The 26046-nt window shown below is 59.5% G+C and carries 24 protein-coding genes; all 24 read left to right on the top strand.

Annotated features, from left to right (window positions below):
- Positions 1-240 precede the first annotated feature (240 nt).
- The 24 genes from rfbF (at position 241) to PSH97_RS07930 (ending at position 26016) form a co-directional block, all read left to right on the top strand.
- A complete protein-coding gene (gene rfbF / locus PSH97_RS07815; RefSeq protein WP_305448732.1) occupies positions 241-1014 on the top strand; it encodes a glucose-1-phosphate cytidylyltransferase in 774 nt (257 codons plus the stop codon).
- Complete coding sequence (gene rfbG / locus PSH97_RS07820) at positions 996-2078, top strand: CDP-glucose 4,6-dehydratase (RefSeq protein WP_305448733.1); 1083 nt, start codon at positions 996-998, stop codon at positions 2076-2078. The genes rfbF and rfbG overlap by 19 nt, the downstream gene beginning before the upstream one ends.
- Positions 2075-2635: a dTDP-4-dehydrorhamnose 3,5-epimerase family protein gene (locus PSH97_RS07825; RefSeq protein WP_305448734.1), complete on the top strand. Its 561-nt coding sequence runs from the start codon at positions 2075-2077 to the stop codon at positions 2633-2635. The genes rfbG and PSH97_RS07825 overlap by 4 nt, the downstream gene beginning before the upstream one ends.
- Entirely contained in the window at positions 2632-3858 is a 1227-nt protein-coding gene (locus PSH97_RS07830) for a class I SAM-dependent methyltransferase (protein ID WP_305448735.1), read from the top strand. Before PSH97_RS07825 ends, PSH97_RS07830 begins: the two co-directional genes overlap by 4 nt.
- Entirely contained in the window at positions 3855-4712 is an 858-nt protein-coding gene (locus tag PSH97_RS07835; protein ID WP_305448736.1) for an NAD-dependent epimerase/dehydratase family protein, read from the top strand. The genes PSH97_RS07830 and PSH97_RS07835 overlap by 4 nt, the downstream gene beginning before the upstream one ends.
- Entirely contained in the window at positions 4702-5772 is a 1071-nt protein-coding gene (locus PSH97_RS07840; RefSeq protein WP_305448737.1) for a class I SAM-dependent methyltransferase, read from the top strand. The genes PSH97_RS07835 and PSH97_RS07840 overlap by 11 nt, the downstream gene beginning before the upstream one ends.
- A 16-nt stretch (positions 5773-5788) precedes the next feature.
- Entirely contained in the window at positions 5789-6526 is a 738-nt protein-coding gene (locus tag PSH97_RS07845) for a cephalosporin hydroxylase family protein (protein WP_305448738.1), read from the top strand.
- Between the two features lie 53 nt (positions 6527-6579).
- Entirely contained in the window at positions 6580-9513 is a 2934-nt protein-coding gene (locus PSH97_RS07850) for a TIGR00180 family glycosyltransferase (RefSeq protein WP_305448739.1), read from the top strand.
- Between the two features lie 29 nt (positions 9514-9542).
- Complete coding sequence (gene pseB, locus PSH97_RS07855; RefSeq protein WP_305448740.1) at positions 9543-10544, top strand: UDP-N-acetylglucosamine 4,6-dehydratase (inverting); 1002 nt, start codon at positions 9543-9545, stop codon at positions 10542-10544.
- Positions 10541-11704: a UDP-4-amino-4,6-dideoxy-N-acetyl-beta-L-altrosamine transaminase gene (pseC, locus tag PSH97_RS07860; protein ID WP_305448741.1), complete on the top strand. Its 1164-nt coding sequence runs from the start codon at positions 10541-10543 to the stop codon at positions 11702-11704. The genes pseB and pseC overlap by 4 nt, the downstream gene beginning before the upstream one ends.
- Positions 11705-11710: 6 nt before the next feature.
- On the top strand, positions 11711-12406 hold the full coding sequence (gene pseF, locus PSH97_RS07865) for a pseudaminic acid cytidylyltransferase (protein WP_305448742.1): 696 nt from the start codon (positions 11711-11713) through the stop codon (positions 12404-12406).
- Positions 12403-13902 (top strand): UDP-2,4-diacetamido-2,4,6-trideoxy-beta-L-altropyranose hydrolase, encoded by a 1500-nt coding sequence (pseG, locus tag PSH97_RS07870; protein ID WP_305448743.1) that lies wholly within the window; start codon positions 12403-12405, stop codon positions 13900-13902. The genes pseF and pseG overlap by 4 nt, the downstream gene beginning before the upstream one ends.
- Entirely contained in the window at positions 13899-14951 is a 1053-nt protein-coding gene (gene pseI / locus PSH97_RS07875) for a pseudaminic acid synthase (protein ID WP_305448744.1), read from the top strand. The genes pseG and pseI overlap by 4 nt, the downstream gene beginning before the upstream one ends.
- A 229-nt stretch (positions 14952-15180) precedes the next feature.
- A complete protein-coding gene (locus PSH97_RS07880) occupies positions 15181-16107 on the top strand; it encodes a ketoacyl-ACP synthase III (protein ID WP_305448745.1) in 927 nt (308 codons plus the stop codon).
- Positions 16108-16203: 96 nt separating this feature from the next.
- Positions 16204-17496 carry a motility associated factor glycosyltransferase family protein gene (locus PSH97_RS07885; protein ID WP_305448746.1) on the top strand — a complete coding sequence of 431 codons (1293 nt, stop codon included), beginning with the start codon at positions 16204-16206 and terminating at the stop codon, positions 17494-17496.
- A complete protein-coding gene (locus tag PSH97_RS07890) occupies positions 17493-17762 on the top strand; it encodes a hypothetical protein (RefSeq protein WP_305448747.1) in 270 nt (89 codons plus the stop codon). The genes PSH97_RS07885 and PSH97_RS07890 overlap by 4 nt, the downstream gene beginning before the upstream one ends.
- A gap of 273 nt (positions 17763-18035) precedes the next feature.
- A complete protein-coding gene (locus PSH97_RS07895; protein ID WP_305422662.1) occupies positions 18036-18890 on the top strand; it encodes a flagellin domain-containing protein in 855 nt (284 codons plus the stop codon).
- 73 nt (positions 18891-18963) lie between these two features.
- A complete protein-coding gene (locus PSH97_RS07900) occupies positions 18964-19329 on the top strand; it encodes a flagellar protein FlaG (RefSeq protein ID WP_305448748.1) in 366 nt (121 codons plus the stop codon).
- Between the two features lie 83 nt (positions 19330-19412).
- Positions 19413-20813 carry a flagellar filament capping protein FliD gene (gene fliD / locus PSH97_RS07905; protein WP_305448749.1) on the top strand — a complete coding sequence of 467 codons (1401 nt, stop codon included), beginning with the start codon at positions 19413-19415 and terminating at the stop codon, positions 20811-20813.
- A 127-nt stretch (positions 20814-20940) separates the two neighbouring features.
- The gene (gene fliS / locus PSH97_RS07910) at positions 20941-21336 is read left to right on the top strand and encodes a flagellar export chaperone FliS (RefSeq protein ID WP_305448750.1); all 396 of its coding nucleotides are present in this window, start codon (positions 20941-20943) and stop codon (positions 21334-21336) included.
- A 10-nt stretch (positions 21337-21346) separates the two neighbouring features.
- Positions 21347-21643 carry a hypothetical protein gene (locus tag PSH97_RS07915; RefSeq protein WP_008006639.1) on the top strand — a complete coding sequence of 99 codons (297 nt, stop codon included), beginning with the start codon at positions 21347-21349 and terminating at the stop codon, positions 21641-21643.
- Positions 21644-21815: 172 nt separating this feature from the next.
- Positions 21816-23291 carry a sigma-54 dependent transcriptional regulator gene (locus PSH97_RS07920; RefSeq protein WP_007894189.1) on the top strand — a complete coding sequence of 492 codons (1476 nt, stop codon included), beginning with the start codon at positions 21816-21818 and terminating at the stop codon, positions 23289-23291.
- 128 nt (positions 23292-23419) lie between these two features.
- Entirely contained in the window at positions 23420-24625 is a 1206-nt protein-coding gene (locus PSH97_RS07925; protein WP_305449762.1) for a sensor histidine kinase, read from the top strand.
- 5 nt (positions 24626-24630) lie between these two features.
- On the top strand, positions 24631-26016 hold the full coding sequence (locus tag PSH97_RS07930) for a sigma-54-dependent transcriptional regulator (protein ID WP_305448751.1): 1386 nt from the start codon (positions 24631-24633) through the stop codon (positions 26014-26016).
- Positions 26017-26046 lie beyond the last annotated feature (30 nt).

The following is a 26046-nucleotide window of genomic DNA, read 5'->3' on the forward strand; positions in this document are numbered from 1 at the left end:
GGCCGGGCTGTGACGTCTCCGGGCTCATCCCTTTCTCATATCTGTTTTGCGCTCGCCCAGGCGTCCCATACCGGTCTCATGGAGCTGGCGCGTTTCCTGCAAGTCCTCCTCATATCGCCATAAAACGAGCGCTTGCGGGTCATTCTCCAGGCGCTCGACACGGCACAAGGTTTTAGCCAGAAGGCCCGCAAAAGCTCGATACAGCTTGGCTGAGCCCTGTGAAGAACAAGAGGGGAGACGATGAAGGCAGTTATTTTGGCGGGTGGCCTGGGCACGCGCATCAGCGAGGAGTCGCACCTCAAGCCCAAGCCGATGATCGAGATCGGCGGCAAGCCAATTCTCTGGCACATCATGAAGCAGTACTCCGCTCACGGGATTCATGATTTCGTGATTTGCCTGGGTTACAAGGGCTACGCGATCAAAGACTTCTTCGCCAATTACTTCCTGCACACCTCCGACGTCACTTTCGACATGTGCAACAACCGCATGGACGTTCACCAGAACTACAGCGAGCCGTGGCGCGTTACGTTGGTCGACACCGGTGACGACACCATGACCGGTGGCCGCTTGCGTCGCGCTGCTCGTTACCTGGATGGAGAGCAGGCGTTCTGCTTCACCTACGGCGATGGCGTTTCGGACCTCAATATCGGCGCTCTGGTGGATTTTCACTTGGCCCACGGCAAGCTCGCTACCGTGACGGCGGTGCAGCCGCCGGGACGCTACGGCGCGCTGGAACGTGATGGTGACAAGGTATTGGGTTTCACCGAAAAACCCCGCGGCGATGGTGGCTGGATCAATGGCGGTTTCTTCGTCCTGTCGCCCAAGGTCTTGCCCTACATCGCGGATGATCAAACCTCTTGGGAAGCCGAACCTCTGGCGGCGTTGGCCACAGAAGATCAGTTGCAGGCGTTCCAGCACGAAGGCTTCTGGCACCCGATGGACACCCTGCGTGACAAGAACCACCTCGAAGCGTTGTGGCAGAGCGGGGAGGCCCCATGGAAGCAATGGGACTGAGTCCGCAATTCTGGCGTGGCAAGCGCGTCCTGCTGACCGGCCACACCGGTTTCAAGGGCAGCTGGTTGACGTTGTGGCTGCAAAGCCTCGGTGCCGAGGTCAGCGGTTTTTCCCTTGATCCGTCCACCGAACCGAGCCTGTTCGAACTGGCGCGGGTGGCTGAAGGCATCAACGATCAGCGCGGTGACCTGCGTGACCTCGGCGCGTTGCTGGAGCTGATTGCCGAAACCCAACCGGAAATCGTCCTGCACCTGGCGGCCCAACCGCTGGTGCGCGAAGGCTATCGCGACCCGCTGGGGACGTACTCCAGCAACGTCATGGGCACCCTCAATCTGCTCGAAGCGATCCGTCAGGTCGGCGGCGTGCGCGCCTGCGTGCTGGTGACCACCGACAAGGTCTACGCCAATCAGGAATGGCTGTGGCCCTACCGCGAGAACGAAGCCCTCGGTGGCCATGATCCTTACAGCAGTAGCAAGGCTTGCTGCGAATTGTTGGCGCAGTCTTACGCGGCGTCGTTCTTCCCGGCCGAGCGTTACGCTGAGCACGGTCTGGCCCTGGCCACGGCCCGTGCCGGCAACGTGTTGGGCGGTGGTGACTTCGCGCCTGAACGCCTGATTCCCGATGTGCTCAAGGCCTGGTCCGCAGACGAGCCCGTGACCTTGCGTTACCCGCAAGCCGTACGGCCGTGGCAACACGCCCTGGAACCGCTGGCCGGTTATCTGCAACTGGCCGCTGGCCTCTATGAGCAAGGTCCCGAGTTTGCCGGTGCGTGGAACTTCGGCCCGAGCGAGGCGGACATGTGCAGCGTCGGCGAAGTGGTTGAGTTGCTCGCCAGCCGCTGGCCGCAAGCACGCGGATTGCGCATCGAACCGAGTGATTTGCATGAGGCCGGTCTGTTGCGCCTGGACAGCAGTCGCGCCCGTCAACGATTGGTCTGGCAACCGCGCTGGTCGTTGCAGCAGTGCCTGACCCAGACCCTCGATTGGCACCTGGCGTGGCAAAACGGCGATGACATGCGTGAAATCACCTTGCGTCAGTTGAACCTGTACCGAGGCGCGTTGTGAGCGAATTCCTGGTGAAAGCCTTGCCGTTGGCCGGCCTGTTCAGCGTGCAGCACAAACGCTTCGAAGATGATCGCGGGCACTTCGCCCGGTTGTTTTGCGAAGGCAGCCTGAGCGCGTTTGGCCAGCCGTTTCATATCCGCCAGATCAATCACTCCTGCACCCGTGCGCGGGGCAGTGTGCGTGGCCTGCATTATCAAAATTCCAATGCGCCGGAAGCCAAGTTGATTACCTGCCTGCGCGGCGAGGTCTGGGATGTGGCGGTGGACTTGCGCCCCGACTCCGAAACCTTCCTGCGCTGGCACGCCGAACACTTGCGCGCTGGCGACGGTCGCAGCCTGCTGATCCCGGCCGGGTTCGCCCATGGTTTCCAGACCCTGACCGACGACGCCGAATTGCTTTACCTGCACAGCGCCGATTACACGCCTGCGCACGAAGGTGGTTTGAGCGTGAACGATCCACGGCTGGCGATTGCCTGGCCGCTGCCTGTCAATAATCTGTCGGCCAGGGATTCCAGCCATCCCTTGCTCGATGAACACTTCGCTGGAGTGCCTCTATGAACTGCCGTGGGTGCGCTGCACCGCTGAGCCTGCCGCTGATCGATCTCGGCACCTCGCCGCCGTCCAACGCCTATGTGCACGCCGATCGCCTGGAACAAGCCGAGCAATGGGTGCCGTTGAAGGTCGCGGTGTGCCAGCAATGCTGGCTGGTGCAGACCGAGGATTACACCAGCGCCGACAGCCTGTTCGATGCCGAGTATGCGTATTTCAGTTCGTTCTCCAGTACCTGGCTGGCCCATGCCGAGCGCTATGTCGCGGAGATGGTCGAACGCTTCGGCCTGACGGCCGACAGTCGCGTGGTGGAAATCGCCGCCAACGACGGTTACCTGTTGCAGTACGTGGCTGGGCGTGGCATCCCTTGCCTGGGCGTCGAACCGACCCGCAGCACCGCGCAAGCGGCACGGGAGAAAGGCCTGGAGATTCGCGAACTGTTCTTCGGTCGTGAGACCGCTGCGCAACTGAACAGCGAAGGCTGGGCCGCCGACCTGATGGCTGCCAACAACGTGCTTGCCCATGTGCCGGACATCAATGATTTCCTCGGCGGATTCGCAAGCTTGCTCAAGCCGACCGGTGTGGCGACGTTCGAGTTTCCGCAGCTGTTGACGCTGATGGCGGGGAAGCAGTTCGACACGCTGTATCACGAGCATTATTCCTACCTGTCCCTGACCGCCGTGCAGACCTTGTGCGAGCGCAATGGCCTGGAGGTGTTCGACGTCAGCCAGCTGACGACTCACGGTGGATCGCTGCGGGTGTTCGTGCAGCGCAAGGACGGTGAACGCCGCGCCGTACAACCGACCGTGCAGCAACAGTTGCAGGCCGAACTGGACGCCGGGGTGAAGACGCCCGAGTACTACGCAACCCTGGCGCCAGCGGCTGAACGTATCAAGCACGAACTGCTGCGCTTTCTGTTGCAGGCCAAGGCCGACGGCAAGCGCGTGGTCGGTTATGGCGCGGCGGCCAAGGGCAACACGTTACTCAACTATGCGGGGGTCAAACCGGACCTGTTGGCCTGGGTTGCCGACGCCAATCCGCACAAGCAGGGCAAGTACTTGCCGGGCAGTCGCATTCCGATCGTTTCGCCGGCGCAAATCGATCTGGAGAAACCGGATTACGTGCTGGTACTGCCGTGGAATTTGCTGCACGAAGTCAGTCAGCAACTGGCGCAGGTACGGCAGTGGGACGGCCGATTCGTGATCGCCGTGCCTGAGTTGACCGTGCTGTGAAAGTGCTCGTGAGCGGTGCCACCGGGTTCGTCGGCCGCCATTTGGTCGAAGCCTTGCTCGCCCGTGGCTGCAAAGTCCGGGCCGTGGCGCGTAACGCCGAGACCGCTGCGCAACTGCCGTGGATCAATGCCGTGGAGTTCGTGGCAGCGGATATTCATGCCGCCGACCTGGATTTCGCCGCGCTGACCGATGGCGTCGATGCCTTGGCGCATCTCGCTTGGCCGGGGTTGCCGAATTATCAGGCGCTGTTTCACTTCGAACACAACCTGATGGCCAATTACCGCTTCATCAAGGGCGCGGTCGAGGCGGGCGTGTCGCAGGTGTTGGTGGCGGGCACCTGTTTCGAATATGGCCTGCAAAGTGGCCCGCTCAGCGAGCAGACCGCGCCGCAGCCGAGTAACCCTTACGGGCTGGCCAAGAACACCTTGCGTCTGTTCCTCGAAAACCTGCAGCGCCAACAGCCCTTCACCCTGCAATGGGCGCGGCTGTTTTACCTGCACGGCGAAGGGCAGAACCCCAACAGTTTGCTGGCGGCACTGGACCGGGCGATCGAGGCCGGAGACGACAGCTTCAACATGTCGGCCGGCGAACAGTTGCGCGATTACCTGGCGATCGACACGGCCGCCGGTTACCTCGCCGCGATCCTGCAACAGCGCGAATTCGATGGCGTGATCAATTGTTCCAGCGGCCAGCCGATATCGGTCAGAGCGCTGGTCGAGCAACAGTTGCGTGAACGTGGCGCATCGATCCGTTTGAACCTGGGCCATTACCCCTACCCGACCCATGAGCCGATGGCGTTCTGGGGTGTGGCGGACCGCTTGCAACAGCTACTGGGAGCAGAGCATGAGGCATGAGTTGTATCGGGTCGCCGACCTGCCGGTGTTGCAGAACCGGACCTTTGCCGATGCGCAATCGGCGAAAGCTTCGGCCTGCGCCGACATGGTGTTGGTGCAAGACGAGACGAGCGGGTTGATCTTCAATCAGGCCTTCGATGCCGACAAGCTCAGCTACGACGCCGACTATCAGAACGAGCAGGCGCATTCCGGCCAGTTCCAGAAGCACCTGAGCGATGTCGAAGGGATCATTGCCCGTCACTTCAAAGGCCAGGAACTGATCGAAGTCGGCTGCGGCAAAGGCTACTTTCTTGAACTGCTCAAAGGCCTGGGCTACGCCATCACCGGCATCGACCCGGCCTACGAAGGCGACAGCGCCGACGTGATCAAGGCGCCATTCACTCGCGGCCTGGGTCTGTCGGCGGACGCTATCGTGTTGCGCCATGTGCTGGAACATATTCAGGATCCGCTGAGCTTTCTGGCGGTCATCGCCGAAGCCAACCAGGGCGGACAGATCTACATCGAAGTCCCGTGTTTCGACTGGATTCTCGAGCACCGTGCCTGGTTCGACCTGTTTTACGAACACGTCAATTATTTCCGCCTCGATGATTTGCGCCGGATGTTCGGCACCGTGCACGAGGCCGGTCATCTGTTCGGTGGCCAATACCTGTACATCGTCGCCGACTTGGCCGCGCTGCGCCTGACGCCGGAACAACCGGTGCCGCGCCTGGCCTTGCCGGATGGTTTCACCAGCAGCCTTGAGCGTGCGGTGCAGATCATTCAAGCGGCGCCCGAGCAGGGTTCGGCGATTTGGGGCGCCTCGTCCAAAGGCGTGATTTATTCGCTGTTCCTGCAGCGCGCGGGCGTGGCGGTGGATCGCGTGGTGGATATCAACCCGGCTAAACAGGGCCGATATCTGCCCCTGAGCGGCGTGCGGGTGTCCTCGCCGCAAGAGGCCATGGATGCCTTGCCCGAAGGCGCCAACCTGTTTGTGATGAACTCCAACTACCTCGAAGAAATCAAGCGGATGACCGGTGGACGCTACGTCTATCACGCCGTCGACAGCGCTTCGTTCCAGTGACTATTGAGATTCTAAAATGACCGACAACACCATCAATAAAGCTTTCGAAGCCGAGTGCCAGGCCGAAATCGCCCGCCAGGGTGACGACCAGAAACTCACCGGCCTGGCCCGGGATTTCTTCAACGAATCGGCCAAGCACAAATACAGCTACCACTTCTCGTGGATGGGCCGTCCGATCATCCAGCTGCCGCAAGACATGATGGCCATGCAAGAGATCATCTGGCAGGTCAAGCCGGATCTGGTCATCGAGTGCGGGATCGCCCATGGCGGTTCGATCATCTACTACGCATCGTTGCTGGAACTGCAAGGCCACGGCGAAGTGCTGGGCATAGACCTCGACATTCGTCCGCACAACCGTGAAGCCATCGAAAGCCACCCGATGAGCAAACGCATCAAGATGATCGAGGGTTCGAGCATTGATCCTGCGATCGCCGTACAAGTGCGTGCCGCGGCCGAAGGCAAGAAAGTCATTCTGGTGCTGGACTCCAACCATACTCACGATCACGTGCTCGAAGAGTTGCGTCTGTACGCGCCACTGGTGTCGGTGGACAGCTACTGCGTGGTAATGGACACCGTGGTTGAGGACATGCCGGCCGACTTCTTCCCGGATCGTCCATGGGGCCCGGGCGATAACCCGAAAACTGCCGTATGGAAGTACCTGGAAGAAAACAAGGACTTCGAGATCGACCGTCAGTTGCAGAACAAGCTGCTGATTACTGTGGCGCCGGACGGTTATCTGCGTCGGGTTCGTTAAGCAACATCATGTCATTGAGTTCATCGGGCGCTTCGTCGGCTGTGGGGAAAGGTATGCAAGGTCATTTTGGTTCTGAACACGTTGCGCCACTCGGCGAGCGTTTTACGCTGCTGCTGGCGACCCACAACCGGCCGGCGTTTTTGCGTCGCACGCTGCAGTACTACAGCAGTTATCCGTGCACGATCATTGTGCTGGATTCTTCCAGCCAGCCGGACACGCAAATCGTCGAAGCTTATCCGCACGTTCAGTACCTGCACTTGCCGCAGTTCTCTTACCTGGGTTTCCAGGCCAAGCTCAAGCACGGCATTGGCCTGGTCACTACGCCATATATGGCATTTGCCGCCGACGACGATTTCCTACTGCACAGTGCGTTGACCGAGTCGGTGGAGTTTCTGGAAGCGAACCCGGACTACGGCATGTGTCATGGCTACTGCATGATGTACCTGACCGAAGCGACCCGGGTGACTTACTACCGCCGCGACAAGAAGGTTCAGGAAGACTACGCCAGCGAGCGAGCTGAAGACCGGGTCCTGGACTATATGGGCCAGTTCATTCCGCCATTCTTCGCTGTCACGCGTACTGAGCTGCTGCGTCAGTGGTACGACCTGATGCCTGAAGAGCTGAGTTTCGAGTGGCAGGAAATCGGTCATGTGTATTACCTGCTGGCCTGCGCCAAGGCGCGGATCCTGCCGATCCCTTACGTGGTGCGCGAAGCCAACTATGGAGGCTCGGAACACAATACCGAGGTGGTGTTTGTGCTCAGTTTCACCGATGCCAAATCCGTGGCCGAGCGGGAGAAATTTGCCGACTTTCTGTCCACCATACCGACCGCGATTGTCGGTCGCGATCAAGTGCAGACTCGCGAATTCGCACTGGAAAGTTTTGCCGCCATGTCGCAGTGCTTGTTGCAGCGACGCTCGCTGACCACTCAACCCATTTTTCATTCAATCTGGAATGACCCGTTCAAGGGCCCAATCCGCGAATTTGGCCCGACCCAGTTCGTTGAGATGCCGTTCTACAACCAACCTTTCTTCGATCGCCTGACCGAGTTCGAATTCCTCTTGCACGCAATGCCCGCGGGGAAGCTGCAGCTCGAACGCCTCGAAGCCGTGCTGTTGGAACAGGAACAATTGCTGCGCACCCATGGCAATGACACTGAACGGACAATCAAAGCCCGTCTGTGGAAGGCCCTGTCGTGCAATGCGTTCAACCGCAAAGTCGTCAAGCGCCTGGCGCTGACACTGCGTAGCAGCGGCGAGACCGAAGAGGCTGACGTGCTCTCGGCTTGGGCTGAACGTCTGGATGGGGTATCAACTCAGGACAGCCGCGTGTTGCTGGACAAAATGCCGACCGGGCAATTGCTCAACTGGCTGGAGGCGCGAGGGCCTGATACCGAGCAAGCCGCGTCGATTGCCCGTTATCTGACGGCGAAGGGCGGCAGTCCACGGTTCTGCATTCTGTTGCTGGACCTGAACAACGATTCTGACAAGTTGCAGGTGACTTTCGACAGCCTGTTGGACAGTCACTTCCGTGCCTTCCAGGTCGTGGTGTTCACCACCGGCGAAATCACCTCGGCCACCACTTTGGAAAATACCTTGCATTTCGTCAAGGTCAGCGCCGACAACTGCGTCGACAAGCTCAATCAGGTGGTGCCGAACACCCGTTGCGACTGGCTGTTACTGGCCGAGGCGGGCGATGAGTTCACCTCCAGTGGTTTGATGCAGGCCAGTATTGAATTGCTTGCGGCACCTGAGTGTCGGGCAGTCTGCGCCGATGAAGTCCATCGTCGGGCCAGCGGGACCCTGACACCGGTTTTCCGTCCGGACTTCAACCTGGATCTGCTGCAAAGTGCCCCTTCGTTGATGGCGCGGCACTGGTTGATTCGTCGCGATGTGTGGGTCGAAGCCGGTGGTTACAGCCGTGAATTCAGTCAGGCCGTGGAGTTCGATCTGCTGTTGCGCTTGATTGAAGAGGGGGGGCTCGCGGGCCTTGCCCATCTCTCGGAACCCTTGCTGATTTGCCAGGCGCCCGCGCAGGTGGCTAACGAGCATGAGCGCCAGACCCTGGTTCGCCACCTGGGAACCCGCGGCTATCAGGCTCAAGTCAGCGCCGAATCGCAAGGCACATACCGCGTGGATTACCGTCACAGCGATCGTCCGCAAGTGTCGATCATCATCGTCGCCCAGGACAATGTCGCTGATCTGCAGCGCTGCATCGTCAGCGTGTTGCAACGTACGCGCTACCAGAATCATGAATTGCTGATCGCCGATAATCATAACCAGTCGCCCGAGTTGATTGCCTGGCTCGATAACCTTGAGCAGAACGGTCGCGGCCGGATTCGCGTAGTCCGGGCCGAGCAGCGGCTGAGTCTGTCAGCGCTGCACAATGCCGTCATTCGCCAGGCGCAGGGAGAATTCCTGGTCCTGCTGGCGGCTGATGCCCAAGTGGTCAATGCCAACTGGATCGAGTCGTTGCTCAATCAGGCGCAGCGTCCGGAAGTCGGCGTGGTGGGTGGCAAACTGGTGGACGCTGAAGGTAACGTGACCGGCGCCGGTTTGATCCTAGGCCTGAATGGCGAAGTGAGTTCGCCCTTTGTCGGTGAGAAGAAAGACGCTGCCGGCTATATGCAGCGGCTGGTGGTCGAGCAGAACTACTCGGCAGTCTCTGGTGTGTGCCTGATGATTCGTAAAGACCTCTACGAGGCGGTGGGCGGTCTGGATCAAGAGCATTTCGAGAATGCCCTTGGCGATGTCGATCTGTGCTTGAAAGTATCCAATGCCGGGTTCCTGACGGTCTGGACACCGCAAGTGCAAATTCTCCATCCGGGCAACCTGACGCAGACGCCACAGGCCATAGATGCCCTGCGCGACAAGTGGCAGGCGCGTTTCCAGCAGGACCCGGCATACAACCAGAACCTGGCCTTGACTGGCAAGGGCTTTACCCTCGGCGAACCCACCAGTGTGAACTGGGCGCAGTTGCTCGCATAAGCCTGCTGACAGGTAAAAGGACTCAAGGCATGTTCAACGGTAAATCGATTTTCATCTCTGGCGGTACCGGCTCGTTCGGGCGCAATTTCATCCGCCGGTTGCTGGAGCAATACCAGCCCAAGCGGGTGGTGGTGTTTTCCCGCGATGAGCTCAAGCAATACGAGATGCAGCAGACGTTCAACGCGCCGTGCATGCGTTACTTCATCGGTGATGTGCGCGACGCCGAGCGTTTGCGTCAGGCCATGCGCGGTATCGATTACGTGGTGCACGCCGCGGCGCTGAAGCAAGTACCGGCGGCGGAATACAACCCCACCGAATGCATCCGCACCAACGTCAACGGTGCGGAAAACATCATTGCTGCGGCCATCGACAACGGCGTGAAAAAAGTCGTCGCGCTGTCCACCGACAAGGCCGCCAGCCCGATCAACCTGTACGGCGCGACCAAGCTGCTGTCGGACAAACTGTTCGTGGCTGCCAACAACATTGCCGGCGAACAGCAGACCCGCTTTGCCGTGGTGCGCTACGGCAACGTCGCCGGCTCGCGGGGGTCGGTGGTGCCGTTCTTCAGCAAACTGATTGCCGAGGGCGCCAAAGAGCTGCCGATCACCGATGAGCGCATGACGCGGTTCTGGATCACCCTCGATCACGGTGTGAAATTTGTGCTCGACAGCTTCGCCCGCATGCACGGCGGTGAAGTGTTTGTGCCGAAGATTCCGTCGATTCGCGTCGTCGATCTGGCGCGGGGCATGGCTGAGCATTTGCCGCACAAACACGTTGGCATTCGTCCGGGGGAAAAACTCCATGAACTGATGGTGCCGCTGGACGACGCACGCATGACCCTGGAGTTCGATGATCACTACACCATTCAGCCGTCGATTCGTTTCACCAGCGTCGACGTGGATTTTGCCGTGGACAAACTGGGCGAGCAGGGCCGGCCGGTGAGCGAAGATTTCGAGTACCGTTCCGACACCAACCCGCACTTCCTGTCGGTCGGCCAGATCGCTGACCTGCACGCGGAGCTGTCGGCATGATTCCCTACGGTCGGCAAAGCCTCGATCAGGCGGACATCGATGCGGTGGTCGCCGTGTTGCAGTCCGACTGGCTGACGCAAGGGCCGACCATCGAGCGTTTCGAACAGGCCATGGCCGAGCGTTGCCAGGCTGATTTCGCGGTGGCGGTGTGCAACGCCACGGCGGCGTTGCATATTGCCTGCCTCGCCGCCGGCCTCGGGCCAGGCGATCGCTTGTGGACCACGCCGAACACCTTTCTGGCCTCGGCCAACTGCGGTCGCTACTGCGGCGCGGATGTCGATTTCGTTGACATCGACCCGCTGACCTGGAACCTCGACGTCTACACCTTGGCGGCGAAGCTTGAAATCGCCGAGCGCGACGGCAAACTACCGAAAGTGCTGGTAGCGGTGGCGTTCTCCGGGCAGAGCTGCGATATGCGCATGATCGCTGAATTGGCCGAGCGCTATGGTTTCACCGTGATCGAAGATGCCTCCCACGCGGTCGGCGCATCCTATGCCGGGCGTCCGGTGGGGTGTGGCGAATTCGCGGCGATGACCGTATTCAGTTTCCATCCGGTGAAAATCATCACCAGCGCCGAAGGCGGCATGGTGCTGACCAATCGCCCGGAACTGGCCGAGCGCTTGCAGCGCCTGCGCTGCCACGGCATGACCCGTGACCCCGAACAGATGACCGAACCCAGCCACGGCCCTTGGTACTACCAGCAAGTAGAACTGGGCTTCAATTACCGCATCACCGACTTGCAAGCGGCTCTCGGTCTGTCGCAGCTGAACAAGCTCGATGGCTTTATCGAGCGTCGACGTGAGCTGGCGGCCCGTTATGACCGGTTGCTGGCGTACTTGCCGCTGACCTTGCCCAGCCCGCAGCCCGAGGCCGAGTCGGCGTGGCATTTGTACGTGGTGCGCTTGCAGCCGGAGCGGATCAACCTCAGTCATCGACAGGTGTTCGAAGGCTTGCGAGCGGCCGGTGTCGGGGTGAATCTGCACTATATTCCCGTGCACTTGCAGCCGTACTATCGCGACCTGGGTTTCGCCGAGGGGGACTTTCCCGAAGCCGAACGTTATTACGCCGAGGCCATCAGCCTGCCGCTGTTTCCTCTGCTGAGCGATGAACAACAGGATTATGTGGTCGAGCAATTGCGACGACTGATCCTTGAGGAGTAGTGACTCTTGAGTTGTGTTGCGATCATTCCGGCCCGTGGTGGCAGCAAGCGAATCCCGCGCAAGAACCTCAAGCCGTTCGACGGCGTGCCGATGATCGTCCGTTCGATTCGCACGGCGCTGGAGTCGAACCTGTTCGACCAGGTGATCGTCAGCACCGACGATGAAGAGATCGCCGAGGTCGCATGGGCCCATGGGGCTCAAGTGCCGTTCATGCGGCCCGCGGCGCTGGCCGACGATTTCACCGGGACCGCAGCGGTGATCGTGCATGCCTTGAAGCAATTGCCACCGTTCGACTATGCCTGCTGCGTCTACGCGACCGCGCCATTGTTGCAGGCGCGTTATCTGCGTCAGGGGCATGAGTTGCTGGTGCAGCATCCGGACAAATCCTTCGCGTTTTCAGTCGCCGGTTTTGGCTTCCCGGTGCAACGGGCCTTGACCCTCGACGAGCAGGGCGCCTTGACCTCGCTCTACCCGGAATTTCGCGAGACCCGTTCCCAGGACTTGCCCGAAGCTTTTCAAGATGCCGGCCAGTTCTACTGGGGGCGCAGCGAGGCCTGGTTGCGTGGCGATGTGCTGTTCTCGCCGGCAAGCCTGCCGGTGATTCTGCCGCGGCATTTAGTGCAGGATATCGACACGCTTGAGGACTGGACGCGTGCCGAATACCTCTACGCCGCCTTGAAAGCGGGTGGTGAACTGCAATGAGAGTACTGATTCGCGCCGACGCGTCGCCGACCATCGGCAGTGGCCATATCGCCCGCTGCCTGACCCTGGCCAGGGTTTTGCGCAAGCAGGGCGCGCATGTTGCCTTCGCGTGTCGTCAGTTGCCGGGGCATCGGCTGGACAGTCTGCAGGCTGAGGATTTCGAGACTTTCGCGCTGCCGGAGCGCTATCCCGATGAAGACCCGCAGCAGGCCATCGAGGCGATGCTGCCGTGGCAAGCGGACATCGCTGCGCTGGGGCAAGTATTGGAAAGTCATCCGGCTTTCGACTGGATCATCGTCGACCACTATGGTCTCGATCACCATTGGCAGACCGCAGCCCGCCGTTGGGCTCCACGAATCGCGGCGGTGGACGATTTGGCCACTCGGCAATACAGCGTCGATCTGCTGCTCAATCAAAATCTGTCGGGCAGGCCAGAGGCTTATGCCTCGCTGCTGACGCCCGATTGCCAGGCCTTGCTCGGCCCACGTTTTGCGATGTTGCGCGATGAGTTCTGCTGCCCGGCGATCGAGATCAAACCTCGAGCCAGGCGAGTACTGGTGAATTTCGGCGGCTTCGATGCGGCCATGCAGACCCATCACGCGATGTTGGCGCTGGCGGACCTCCATGAGCTGGAGGTCGATTTCGTCGCGGGCGCCGACAACCCGGCCTGGGAGCAGATGCAGGCGCTGGCGGCGTATCGTCCGAACTGGCGCCTGCACAGTTTTGTCAGCGATTTTTACCGGCTGATGACCGAGGCCGACCTGTTCATCGGTGCCGGCGGCGGTACCAGCTGGGAGCGGGCGGCCATGGGGCTGCCGACGATCTGCATTGCGGTATCGAATAATCAGCAGGCCAACGGCGAGGTGATGGCGACCTCGGGGGCTCATGTGTTCCTGGGCAACCGCGAGCACGTCAGTGTCGAGCAGTTGCGCCAGGCCATCGGTTTTGTCGTGGGCAATCAGGTTTTTCGCCAGAGCCTGGCCGAGCGTTCGCGGCAGTTGGTCGATGGCCGTGGCGCGTTGCGGGTGGCGGCAGCGCTGGCGGGGGCGGTACTGCAGGTGCGTCGGGCCACGCAGGACGATGCGCAACTGTTGTTTGAGGGGCGTAATGCCGAGGCGGTGCGGCGCTGGTCGCTGGACAGCCACGTCATCGATTGGCAGCGGCATCTGACCTGGCTGGCTGCGAGCCTGAGTAACCCCCAGCGACTGCTGTTGATTGCCGAGGCGGATGATGGCCCGGTCGGTGTGTTGCGCTATGACCTTGACGGTACTCGGGCCGAAGTCTCGATTTATCTGTTCGAAAGCCGAATTGGCCTGGGTTGGGGCAGGGCGCTGCTGGCGCGGGGCGAAGCCTTTGTCACCGATTACTGGCCGTCATTGCAAGCCATCACCGCTCAGGTGTTGCCCGCCAACCAGGCGTCGCTGAAAGTTTTCCGCGAGGCAGGTTTCACTCAGAGTGCTTGTGCGTTCACACGCGTTTTAAAGGATCACCCATGACCCGTTTCAAGATCGGCAACCGCTCGATCGGTGCCGATGCGCCGCCGTTCATCATTGCCGAGATGAGCGGCAACCATAACCAGTCGCTGGACGTGGCGCTGCAAATCGTCGAAGCCGCGGCCAAGGCCGGCGCGCATGCCTTGAAGCTGCAAACCTATACCGCCCAGACCATGACGCTGGACCTGTCCGAAGGTGAGTTTTTCATCAAGGACCCCAACAGCCTGTGGGCCGGTTCGTCGCTGTACGCGCTGTACGAGAAGGCCCATACGCCGTGGGAATGGCACGCGCCGATTTTCGCCCGGGCCAAAGAGTTGGGCATGCTGGCGTTCTCCACACCGTTTGATGACACCGCGGTGGAGTTTCTCGAAAGCCTCGACGTGCCGGCCTACAAGATCGCCAGTTTCGAGAACACCGATCTGCCGTTGATCCGGCGGGTCGCTGCCACCGGCAAGCCGCTGATCATCTCCACCGGCATGGCCAGCATCGCCGAGCTCGATGAAACCGTGCGCGCTGCCCGTGAGGCCGGTTGCAAGGACCTGGTGTTGCTCAAGTGCACCAGCACCTACCCGGCGACGCCAGCCAACAGTAATGTGCGCACCATCCCTCATCTGCGCGAGTTATTTGGCTGTGAAGTCGGTTTGTCCGATCATTCGATGGGCGTCGGAGTGTCCGTCGCCGCCGTAGCGCTGGGGGCGACGGTGGTGGAGAAACACTTTACCCTCGACCGTGCCGCCGGTGGGGTGGACGCCAGTTTCTCCCTGGAACCGGCCGAACTCGCCAGCCTGGTGATTGAAACCGAACGTGCCTGGCAGGCCATGGGCCAGGTGCATTACGGCGTGACCGAGGCCGAGCGCAAGTCTCTGGTATACCGTCGTTCGCTGTACGTCACTCAGGACATGGCCGCCGGTGAGCCTTTCACCGTTGCCAATCTGCGGGCCATCCGGCCTGGCCTGGGGCTCGCCCCAAAACATGCTGAAACCCTTCTGGGCCGCCGCGCCCGACGGGCCATCAAGCGCGGAACGCCGCTGGACTGGTCGCTGGTCGAATAAGCTGTTGTGGGGCTGATTCGGCTAAATAGCGTGACCTGCGAGTCATAACGCGCATCTTCACTGTATTGTATAAAAAGGGGAGATGGCGCCTGGACTGTTTTTAGCCCAGTGATGGCCTTTTATTCTTCCCGCTGTCACCCCGTTGAGGGCGACGTTATTTGTTGTTTGTCGGCGCCCCTCGAATCCTTGCGAGCGGTGGTATTGGGCTGTTTATTATTGGGAAGCCGTAATGATTGGCATAAAGAGCATTGCGAGCTACGTTCCTGTAGCCGGCGTGGACAATTACGCACAAGGTGCAAAATTCGAAAAGGATGAAGAGTTCATCCTGGGCAAGATCGGTTCGGCTTTCCTGCCGCGTAAAGATGCAGGGCAAGAAACTTCGGACCTGTGTGTCGAAGCAGTCAACGCGCTGTTCGCCAACAATCCAGAATTGAAGCGTGAAGCCATCGACGTGCTGATCGTCGTGACCCAGAACGGTGACGAAGAAGGTCTGCCACACACCGCCGCCATCGTTCAGGACAAACTGGGCCTGCCGACGACAGTGGCTGCGTTCGATATTTCCCTGGGCTGCTCCGGTTACGTCTACGGCATCTACGCCATCAAGGGTTTCATGGAAGCTGCGGGCCTGAAGAATGGCTTGCTGGTGACCGCCGATCCGTACTCCAAGATCGTCGACCCGGAAGACCGCAATACCACCATGCTGTTCGGCGATGCCGCCACTGCCACCTGGATGGGCGAAGACGCGCCATGGCAGTTGGGCAAGGCCAAGTTCGGCACCGACGGTTCCGGCGCGCCGCACCTGAAGGTCACCGATGGCGTGTTCTTCATGAATGGCCGTCAGGTGTTCAACTTTGCGTTGCTCAAAGTGCCGGCGCATTTGCATGAGTTGCTCGCTGACTCGGGGCTGACGGCCGACGATATCGATGCCTTCTGCATTCACCAGGGCAGTGCAGCCATTGTCGACGCCGTGGCGCGGCGGTTCGAGGGTGAGCCAGAGAAGTTCATCAAGGACATGGTCGAAACCGGTAATACCGTGTCGTCGAGCATTCCGTTGCTGCTGGAAAAACACGTGCTCGATTCCAAGTGGAAGCGTGTGGCGCTCAGCGGTTTCGGTGTTGGTTTGTCTTGGGGTTCGGCGATCATCTATCGCCCTTGAACCTGGGCTTTTTAGTCAAAGAAAGCCAGGCACAAAAAAGCGCTCAAGGTGTAACCTTGAGCGCTATTTTTTTGCCCGAATTAAAAGCGAGGCTCCATGAGCGAGTTCTTTGAGCGCAATGCCGAGGTCATACAGCGCCGCTGGCCGCTGCTGTCTGCGCGGTTGCTGGTTGAAGACGCGAGCCTGTTGCGGGCTGATCTGGTCGAAGGCCTGGGCTCGACGTTGAGCATCAACGGCATCCAGCTGACCAGTCGTCACGACCGCACCCGCGAAGCCAGGCTTCAGGCCGACAGCCTGCCAGTCGACAGCCCCGTGGTGCATGTCTACGGCACCGGGCTTGGCGATCTGCAGATAGAGCTACTGCAGCGCGCCGGGCTTGAGCGTTTATACGTGCACATCCTCAACGGTGCGGTGTTTGCGCTGGTGCTGCAACTGCTCGATCAACAGCAGTGGCTCAGCGATCCGCGAGTCGAATTGCTGTATGCCGGCGATCTGGCAGAAATCCAGCTGCCGTTCTTCGCGTTGCCGGCTGAACAGGTGCTGGCCGATGACTTCAATGCGAAGATCCGTGACCGCTTGATCAGCGAAATACATTTGAGCTTCAACAATCGTGAGTTCTGCTCCGATGATCCGCAGATCATCGAACGTTTGCAGATCAGTCTTCCTTTGCTGCGAAATGATCGAGACGTCGCTGAATTGTTTGCGACCCAAGTGGGTCGGGATATCTATGTCATCGCGACAGGTCCTAGCCTGGAGCAGCATTTTCAACAAATGCGGGAAATCCGCGAGCAAACCCCGAGGCCCTTGTTCATTTGTGTCGACACCGCCTATCGACCATTGTTGGAGCAGGGCATCAAACCTGATGTGGTAGTCACCCTCGATGTGAAAATCACCGCACGTCATTTGCCTGCGCAAGACTCTGCTGGTACCCGGCTGGTCTACTTTCCTATGACCGACTGCTCAGTGCTTGAGGCCTGGCAGGGCACTCGTTATGTTGGCTATTCCGCCAGTCCGATCTACAGCCAGGTGCGGCAGCAGATTCCGCGGGCCGAGTTGTTTGTCGGCGGCAGCGTGATTCATCCGGCAATCGACCTGGCGGTCAAGATGGGCAGCACCTGCATTACCCTGTTCGGGGCCGACTTTGCCTTCCCGATGAACAAGACCCACGCCGGCTGGAAGGACGGCGATCTGGGGCCTCAATTGGGAGTCGCCAGGCATTGGGTGCTGGACGGCAATGGGCAGCGCATCAAGACACAACTCAACTTCCGCAGCTATCTGTGCGAGGTGGAGCGCTACATCGCTGGCCACCCTCAGGTGCGTTTCTTCAACAGCAGCCGGGCGGGCGCCATGATCGCCGGCACCGCTTTCAATTCAGAGTTTGTGCAATGAGTCAGGCCATCGCGTTTGTTTTCGGCGCCGAACAGTGCGCCTCTTTGTTTCGACTTGGGCGGGATGTCGAGGGGGCCGTGGCGATGGTCGAATTGTTCGGCCAATGCATGTCGACGTTCGATGGGGCGCAAGCCCCGGTGCGACAGCAATGGGCGCAGACGCTCATGACCATGCTCGACTGTCAGGAGCGCCAGGACTGGTTGAGTCTGGCCGACTATCTGGAATATGAAGTGGTCGCGTTGTTGAAAAGAGTTGAAGAGCGCTAAACAAGAGCTGTCGATTCTGCTTCCCCTTCCTCCTTTAGCGCCGCAACTGTGAGCCCTGTCACAGTCTGCGGTGCTTTTCTGGCGTCATTTTTTCATCCCGTCTGCCCGCTAGCCCTTGGTTTATCTGGGGATGGCAGTGTGATGGCAAATATTTTCAAAAATCCCCTCAAGCAACACCCAAACCCGACGATAACTATTACGAAGGTTCTCTAGGCCACACCCGGCGGTTGCCAGGGCCGGAAGCCGCAGTACCCAACCAACGAGGATTTCGTCATGGCTTTGACTGTAAACACCAACACCACTTCGCTGACCGTTCAGAAGAACCTGAACCGTGCTTCCGACGCGCTGAGCACTTCGATGACTCGCCTGTCTTCCGGCCTGCGTATCAACAGCGCTAAAGACGACGCCGCTGGCATGCAGATCGCTACCAAACTGCAAACCATGATCACCGGTTCTGCCGTAGCGATCAAAAACGCCAACGACGGTGTTTCGATCACTCAGACCGCTGAAGGCGCACTGGCTGAATCGACCAACATTCTGCAGCGTATGCGTGAACTGGCTCTGCAAGCCACGAACGACTCGAACAGCACCTCTGAACGTGCCGCTCTGAACAAGGAATTCGCTGCGAAGTCCGACGAGCTGACTCGTATCGCTACCTCCACCACTTTCGGCACCAACAAGCACCTGCTGGACGGCTCGGCCGGCACCATGCAGTTCCAGGTTGGCGCAATGACTGGTGCAGACCAGCAGATCAGCGTTGTAATGAGCAGCAGCTTCGCTGCAAGTGCTCTGGGTGTTGATACCGGCACCATCGCAATCTCCGGCACCACCGACGCTGCCGCGCACACTGCTTCCCTGGCCGCAATCGACGCAATCGACACCGCCCTGCAGACTATCAACGACACTCGTGCTGACCTGGGTGCTGTACAAAACCGCTTCCAGTCCACCACCAACAACCTGCAGAACATGGCTGAGAACTCCACTGCCGCTCAAGGTCGTATCCAGGATACTGACTTCGCAGCAGAAACCGCTCAGCTGACCAAGCAGCAAACTCTGCAACAAGCTTCCACCGCAGTTCTGGCTCAGGCCAACCAACTGCCATCCGCTGTACTGAAGCTGCTTCAGTAATAGCCGGGTGAGTTTTGGCGGGAGAGTGCGCTGGTCGTGCTCTCTCGCTTTTTCACTTTAAGGGGTGATGGACATGGATATGAGCGTGAAGCTGAACTTGTCTTATCCGGCTGCGAAGCCAGCGACGACTGTTGCTGATACGCCAGCGGAGAAGCCTCGAGCCGATGCTGCTGCCGTGGCGCCGGTCAAGGATGAAAAGAAAGACGCGGGAACCGAGCAGGACCAACTGAAAATGGCCGTCCAGGAAATTGAAAAGTTCGTTCAGTCGGTCAAGCGCAATCTGGAGTTCTCGATCGACGAGGCTTCAGGAAAAGTAGTGGTCAAAGTGATTGCCAGTGACTCCGGTGAAGTGGTTCGTCAGATCCCCAACGAAGAAGTCCTGAAGCTGGCCAACAGTTTGAATGATGCAAGCAGTCTGTTGTTCAGCGCTAAAGTCTGACAACTGGCACGAAACTTGTTGCTATGTTCTTTTGGGCGTTGTAGTGGTCAAAAGGCCGGCGACACACTGAAAGGGAGAAGCAGATGGCAAGTGTAATTCTACCAGGCGTTGGTCTGGGTTCTGGTATCGATACGGCAGCGATCGTCAAGGCGCTGGTGGCTGCTGATAAAGAACCGAAGCAGAACCAGATCACCAAGCAGGTGACCGCCAACACGGCTTCGATTTCCGCAATCGGGCAGTTGAAGTCCGCGTTGCAGGCCTATCAGACTGCAATGAATAACCTCAACAGCACGACCACGCCAGCCTTTCTGGGTTTTGCTGCGACCTCGTCCGAGACCAAATTCGTCACCGCGACGTCGGACAACACCGCCGTTACCGGTAACTACCAGGTCGTTGTAGATAAGCTGGCCACCAGTTCCAAAGTCGCCACGGCTACTTTTGCCGGCGGCGCCAGCAGTGCTATTCCGACTGGTACGCTGACCATCAGTCAAAATGGCACTGATTACACCGTTGATGTGCCTGCCAACTCCACGTTGCAGACCGTTCGGGATGCAATAAACACCAAGCTGCAAGCCAGCGGTATCACTGCCAACATTGTCAACGATGGCAGTGGATCGCGTATGGTTATCGGCTCGACCACCACTGGCGCGGGCTCGGATATCGTTGTCAGCGGGATCGCCGAGCTGGCGGTCGATGGTACTCAGCCGATGACGGCCGGCAGTGGTGGCTATGTTTCTGCGCTGGCTGTCGACGCGGCCTTCACGGTCGATGGCATGAGCATGACCAGCAAGTCCAACAAGGTTGACAGCGCTGTCAGCGGTTTGAGCTTCACCCTGGTTGCGCCTGGTACATCGACCGTCACTGTGGCGACCAACACCAGCGGGCTGAAGACGTCGTTACAGACGTTCGTCGACGCCTACAACACTCTGGTCAAGACCGTTAACACGCTGACCAAGACCACCAAGGATTCTGATGGCAACCTGACGGTGACCGCTCCGTTGACTGGTGATGCTTCTGCGCGTGCGTTGCTGTCGGCCATACGCAATGAGTTGGTAACTGTACCGGCGGGCTCCACCAGTCAGCTTTCGGTGCTGTCGCAATTGGGCATCAACACCGTACAGGCTGACGGTACGCTGGAGTTCAGCTCTACCAAGTTCACCGCGGCGATGGACGATAAAAAGCTGGGCGGTGAAATCCAGTCGCTGTTTTCCGGTGATACCGGTTTGCTGGCACGCATGAAGACAGCGGTTGATCCTTACGTTACGACCGATGGTCTGCTGGACAAGCGCACGAAAAGTCTCAATGCTGTGACGACCACGCTGTCCAACCAGCAAGCGGCTCTGGACTCGCGGATTGCTTCGTTGACCGAGGCGCTGACCAAAAAGTACAACGCGATGGACACCCTGGTAGGCCAGCTCAAGGCGACCGCGGCCAATATCACGTCGATGTTTGAGGCGATGAACGCCCAGAAAAACAACTCGTAGCATTCCGAGTGACAAAAGCCCGGCAGCTTTTTCAAGCATGCCGGGCTTTTTTGCTTTGGCCTAAAGTTTTTTGACGCGACGTCGATACCCTGAATATACAAACTTTTGAGTTGTGACGAGGTACAGCATGAACCCGATGTTAGCCCTTCGGCAGTATCAGAAGATCGGTGCCCAGGCCCAGACTTCCGAAGCCAGCCCCCATCGTCTGGTGCAGATGTTGATGGAAGGCGGTCTGGATCGAATCGCCCAGGCCAAAGGCGCGATGGAGCGCAAGGAAATTGCCAACAAAGGTCTGGCCATCGGCAAGGCCATTGGCATTATCGGCGGTCTGCGTGAAGGTTTGGATCGTGAGAATTCGGCCGAAACGATCGGTAAGCTGGACAATCTGTATGTCTACATGATTAAGCGCCTGACGGACGCCAACATCCGCAACGACGCTACGATCCTCGACGAAGTCGCCGACCTGCTTCGCACGGTCAAGGACGGTTGGGATGCCATTGCCGCGCCGGGTCCGCAGTTTTAAGGAGATCACCATGAGTCTTGTCTTGCAGCGAATCGAACAGACCCGCGATGCCCTCGTCGGGGCATTGGCCGAGCGCAACTGGGAAGCCATTGGTGAATTGGACCTGGCATGCCGTTCCTGCATGGAAGACGTCTTGAGTGAAGCTTCGGTGGACGAGGCCGCGTTGCGCGACAACCTTGAGGAGTTGCTGGGGGTGTATAAACAGCTTCTGGAGGCGGCGACGGGGGAGCGCCAGGCGATAGTCGACGAGATGTCGCAGATCCACCAAGCGCAGAGCGCGGCAAAGGTTTACCATCTGTTTGGGTAGTTAACCCTCAGTTAATCCAAACATAGTGCGCCATAAATTTGACTGTGCACGGTTTTTTGACTTAACTAGTGGCTGGTTCCAGATTTCAGGCGTCTACAGGCATAACGTGTCTGCAAGCGTCTAGCTTGCCCCTCATTTTGGGCATTGAGTTGACTAGGGAAGTTGCTATTGCATGTGGCGTGAAACCAAAATTCTGCTGATTGATGACGATAGCGTCCGCCGCCGCGATTTGGCGGTGATTTTAAATTTTCTCGGCGAAGAAAATTTACCCTGTGGCAGCCATGACTGGCAGCAGGCGGTCGGCTCTCTGTCATCAAGTCGTGAAGTAATCTGTGTCCTCATCGGGACGGTAAATGCTCCTGGTGCACTTTTGGGCCTGTTAAAGACACTCTCAACCTGGGATGAGTTCCTTCCAGTTTTGTTAATGGGCGATAATTCTTCCATTGACTTGCCGGAAGACCAGCGTCGCCGAGTGCTTTCGACTCTCGAAATGCCGCCCAGCTACAGCAAATTGCTCGACTCGTTGCACCGTGCCCAGGTCTATCGCGAGATGTATGACCAGGCCCGTGAGCGTGGTCGTCACCGTGAACCCAATCTTTTCCGCAGCCTTGTCGGCACCAGCCGGGCGATTCAGCACGTCCGGCAGATGATGCAGCAAGTCGCCGACACCGACGCCAGTGTGCTGATCCTCGGCGAGTCCGGGACCGGCAAGGAAGTGGTCGCGCGTAATCTGCACTACCACTCCAAGCGTCGTGACGCGCCGTTCGTTCCGGTCAACTGTGGGGCGATCCCGGCCGAGTTGCTGGAAAGCGAATTGTTCGGCCACGAGAAGGGCGCCTTCACCGGAGCGATCACCAGTCGTGCCGGGCGTTTCGAGCTGGCCAATGGCGGTACCTTGTTCCTCGACGAAATCGGCGACATGCCGCTGCCGATGCAGGTCAAGCTGCTGCGTGTCTTGCAGGAACGCACCTTCGAGCGCGTGGGTAGCAACAAGACCCAAAGTGTCGATGTGCGGATCATTGCGGCGACCCACAAGAATCTCGAAAGCATGATCGAGATCGGCACCTTCCGCGAAGATCTCTACTATCGCCTGAACGTGTTCCCGATCGAGATGGCGCCTTTGCGCGAACGCGTCGAAGACATTCCGCTGCTGATGAACGAGTTGATTTCGCGCATGGAGCACGAGAAGCGCGGTTCGATCCGTTTCAATTCGGCGGCGATCATGTCGCTGTGCCGTCACGGTTGGCCGGGCAACGTTCGCGAGCTGGCCAACCTGGTGGAGCGCATGGCGATCATGCACCCGTACGGGGTGATCGGCGTGGTCGAGTTGCCGAAGAAATTCCGCTACGTCGATGACGAAGACGAGCAACTGGTCGACAGCCTGCGCAGCGATCTTGAAGAGCGGGTGGCCATCAACGGTCATACCCCGGACTTCACCGCCAATGCGCTGCTGCCGCCGGAAGGCCTGGACCTGAAGGACTACCTCGGCGGTCTGGAACAAGGGCTGATTCAGCAGGCCCTGGATGATGCCAATGGCATCGTTGCGCGGGCGGCCGAACGGCTGCGGATTCGTCGCACCACGCTGGTGGAGAAGATGCGCAAGTACGGCATGAGTCGTCGTGACGGTGATGAACAGGCGGATGATTGACGCCTGTTTTTCAACTCCTTCATTTATAGGCGGTTTTTTTTAGGCACGGGTATTGCTACATCCCTCGCAACGTTCCGTTTAACTGACGGTCAACCATGCGAGAGAGTCCGATGCCCCAAGCCGCCCAGATGTCTCCTGCCCTTGATGCTCCGGGGCAACCGTCGTCCGTAGAGCAGGCAAGCGGGCTTGGCCTTGAGCAGGCGTTTGCGCTGTTCAACCAGATGTCGAGCCAATTGACCGATTCCTACAGCATGCTCGAAGCCCGGGTCACCGAGCTTAAGGGGGAGCTGGCGGTGGTCAGTGCTCAGCGCATGCAGGAGCTGGCGGAAAAAGAACGCCTGGCTAATCGCCTGCAAAATCTCCTCGATCTGTTGCCTGGCGGTGTCATCGTCATCGACGCCCAAGGCATCGTGCGCGAAGCCAATCCCGCCGCAAGCGAACTGCTCGGCCAGCCCCTCGAAGGCGAGCTGTGGCGTCATGTGATTGCCCGATGCTTTGCACCGCGCGAAGACGACGGTCATGAAATCTCCCTCAAGGACGGTCGGCGTTTGTCGATCGCCACGCGCTCGCTGGATGCCGAGCCCGGTCAGTTGGTGCTACTCAACGACCTGACTGAAACCCGTCACCTGCAAGATCAACTGGCTCGTCATGAGCGGCTGTCGTCTCTGGGTCGTATGGTCGCGTCGTTGGCTCATCAGATTCGCACACCGTTGTCCGCTGCATTGCTCTATGCCAGTCATTTGACTGAGCAGGAGTTGCCGGTCGAGACCCAGCAGCGTTTTGCCGGGCGCCTGAAAGAACGTTTGCATGAGCTGGAACACCAGGTTCGCGACATGCTGGTGTTCGCTCGCGGCGAGCTGCCGCTGACCGATCGCGTCACCCCCAAGATGCTGATGCAGTCGCTGCAAGCGGCAGCGCTGACCCATGTTCAGGACCTGCCGATTCGCTGGCAGTGCGACAGTCATGCCGGTGAGTTGTTGTGCAATCGCGACACCTTGGTTGGGGCGATCCTCAATCTGATCGAGAACGCTGTTCAGGCCAGCGCCGGCGATGTTCGTTTGAAGGTTCACCTGTATACCCGCGGCAATAACCTGCGCTTGTGCGTCAGCGACAGCGGCAGTGGCATCGACACGAAGGTGCTGGCGCGTTTGGGTGAGCCGTTTTTTACCACTAAAACCACCGGCACCGGCCTGGGTCTGACCGTGGTCAAGGCGGTGGCCCGTGCTCATCAGGGAGAATTGCAGTTGCGTTCGCGGCCGGGTCGCGGCACTTGCGCGCAGGTGATCTTGCCGCTTTTTTCGGGTGAACAGCCTAGCGCTCAGGGAGTGAAGTGAAGGACATGGCCATCAAGGTTTTACTGGTCGAGGATGACCGCGCGCTACGGGAAGCATTGGCCGATACGCTGTTGCTTGCCGGGCACGATTACACGGCGGTCGGTTCGGCGGAGGAGGCACTGACAGCGGTCGGCGCCGAGGCATTTAACCTGGTGCTCAGTGACGTCAACATGCCGGGCATGGACGGTCATCAACTGCTGGGATTGCTGCGGGCTCGTCAGCCGCAGTTGCCGGTGTTGCTGATGACCGCTCACGGCGCTGTCGAGCGCGCGGTCGACGCCATGCGTCAGGGCGCGGCGGATTATCTGGTCAAGCCGTTCGAACCCAAAGCCTTGCTCGATCTGGTGGCGCGTCACGCACTGGGCAATCTCGGCGCGACCGAGAGTGAAGGGCCTGTGGCGTTCGAGCCCGCCAGTGCGCAATTGCTGGAGTTGGCCGCGCGGGTGGCGCGCAGTGATTCCACGGTGTTGATCTCCGGTGAGTCCGGGACCGGCAAGGAAGTGCTGGCGCGTTACATCCATCAGCACTCTCACCGCGCCAGCCAGCCGTTCATTGCGATCAACTGTGCAGCGATCCCGGACAACATGCTCGAAGCCACCTTGTTCGGTCACGAAAAGGGTTCGTTCACCGGCGCCATCGCGGCGCAGGCCGGCAAGTTCGAACAGGCCGATGGCGGCACGATCCTGCTCGATGAAATCTCCGAAATGCCCCTCGGCCTTCAAGCCAAATTACTGCGGGTATTGCAGGAGCGTGAAGTCGAGCGAGTCGGCGCACGCAAGCCGATCACGCTGGACATCCGAGTGGTCGCCACCACCAACCGTGACCTGGCCGCTGAAGTGGCGGCGGGGCGTTTTCGTGAAGACCTTTACTATCGCCTGTCGGTGTTTCCGCTGGCCTGGCGTCCGCTGCGCGAGCGCACCGCCGACATCCTGCCGCTGGCCGAGCGTCTGCTGGCCAAACACGTCAATAAAATGAAGCATGCCGCGGCGAAGCTCTCGCCCGAGGCGCAGGCGTGCCTGATCAGTTATCCGTGGCCGGGCAACGTGCGTGAACTGGATAACGCGATCCAGCGTGCCTTGATTCTGCAGCAGGGCGGCTTGATCCAGCCGCAGGATTTCTGTCTGGCCGGGCCTGTGGTGTGTGCGCCGTTACCGACATTGGCGCCGACGCCCGTGCGCGCAATAGAAGTCGAAGCCGAATCGGCGGGCGCTCTCGGCGATGACCTGCGGCGCCGTGAATTCCAGATGATTATTGACACCTTGCGCTCCGAGCGCGGTCGTCGCAAAGAAGCCGCCGAGCGGCTGGGCATCAGCCCGCGCACCTTGCGCTACAAGCTGGCGCAGATGCGTGACGCCGGAATGGACGTGGAAGCGTACTTGTTCGCCACGTAACAGGTTGGCAAACAAAAGCACAGGAGAGCT

This window comes from Pseudomonas cucumis, assembly GCF_030687935.1.
Lineage (GTDB): Bacteria > Pseudomonadota > Gammaproteobacteria > Pseudomonadales > Pseudomonadaceae > Aquipseudomonas > Aquipseudomonas cucumis.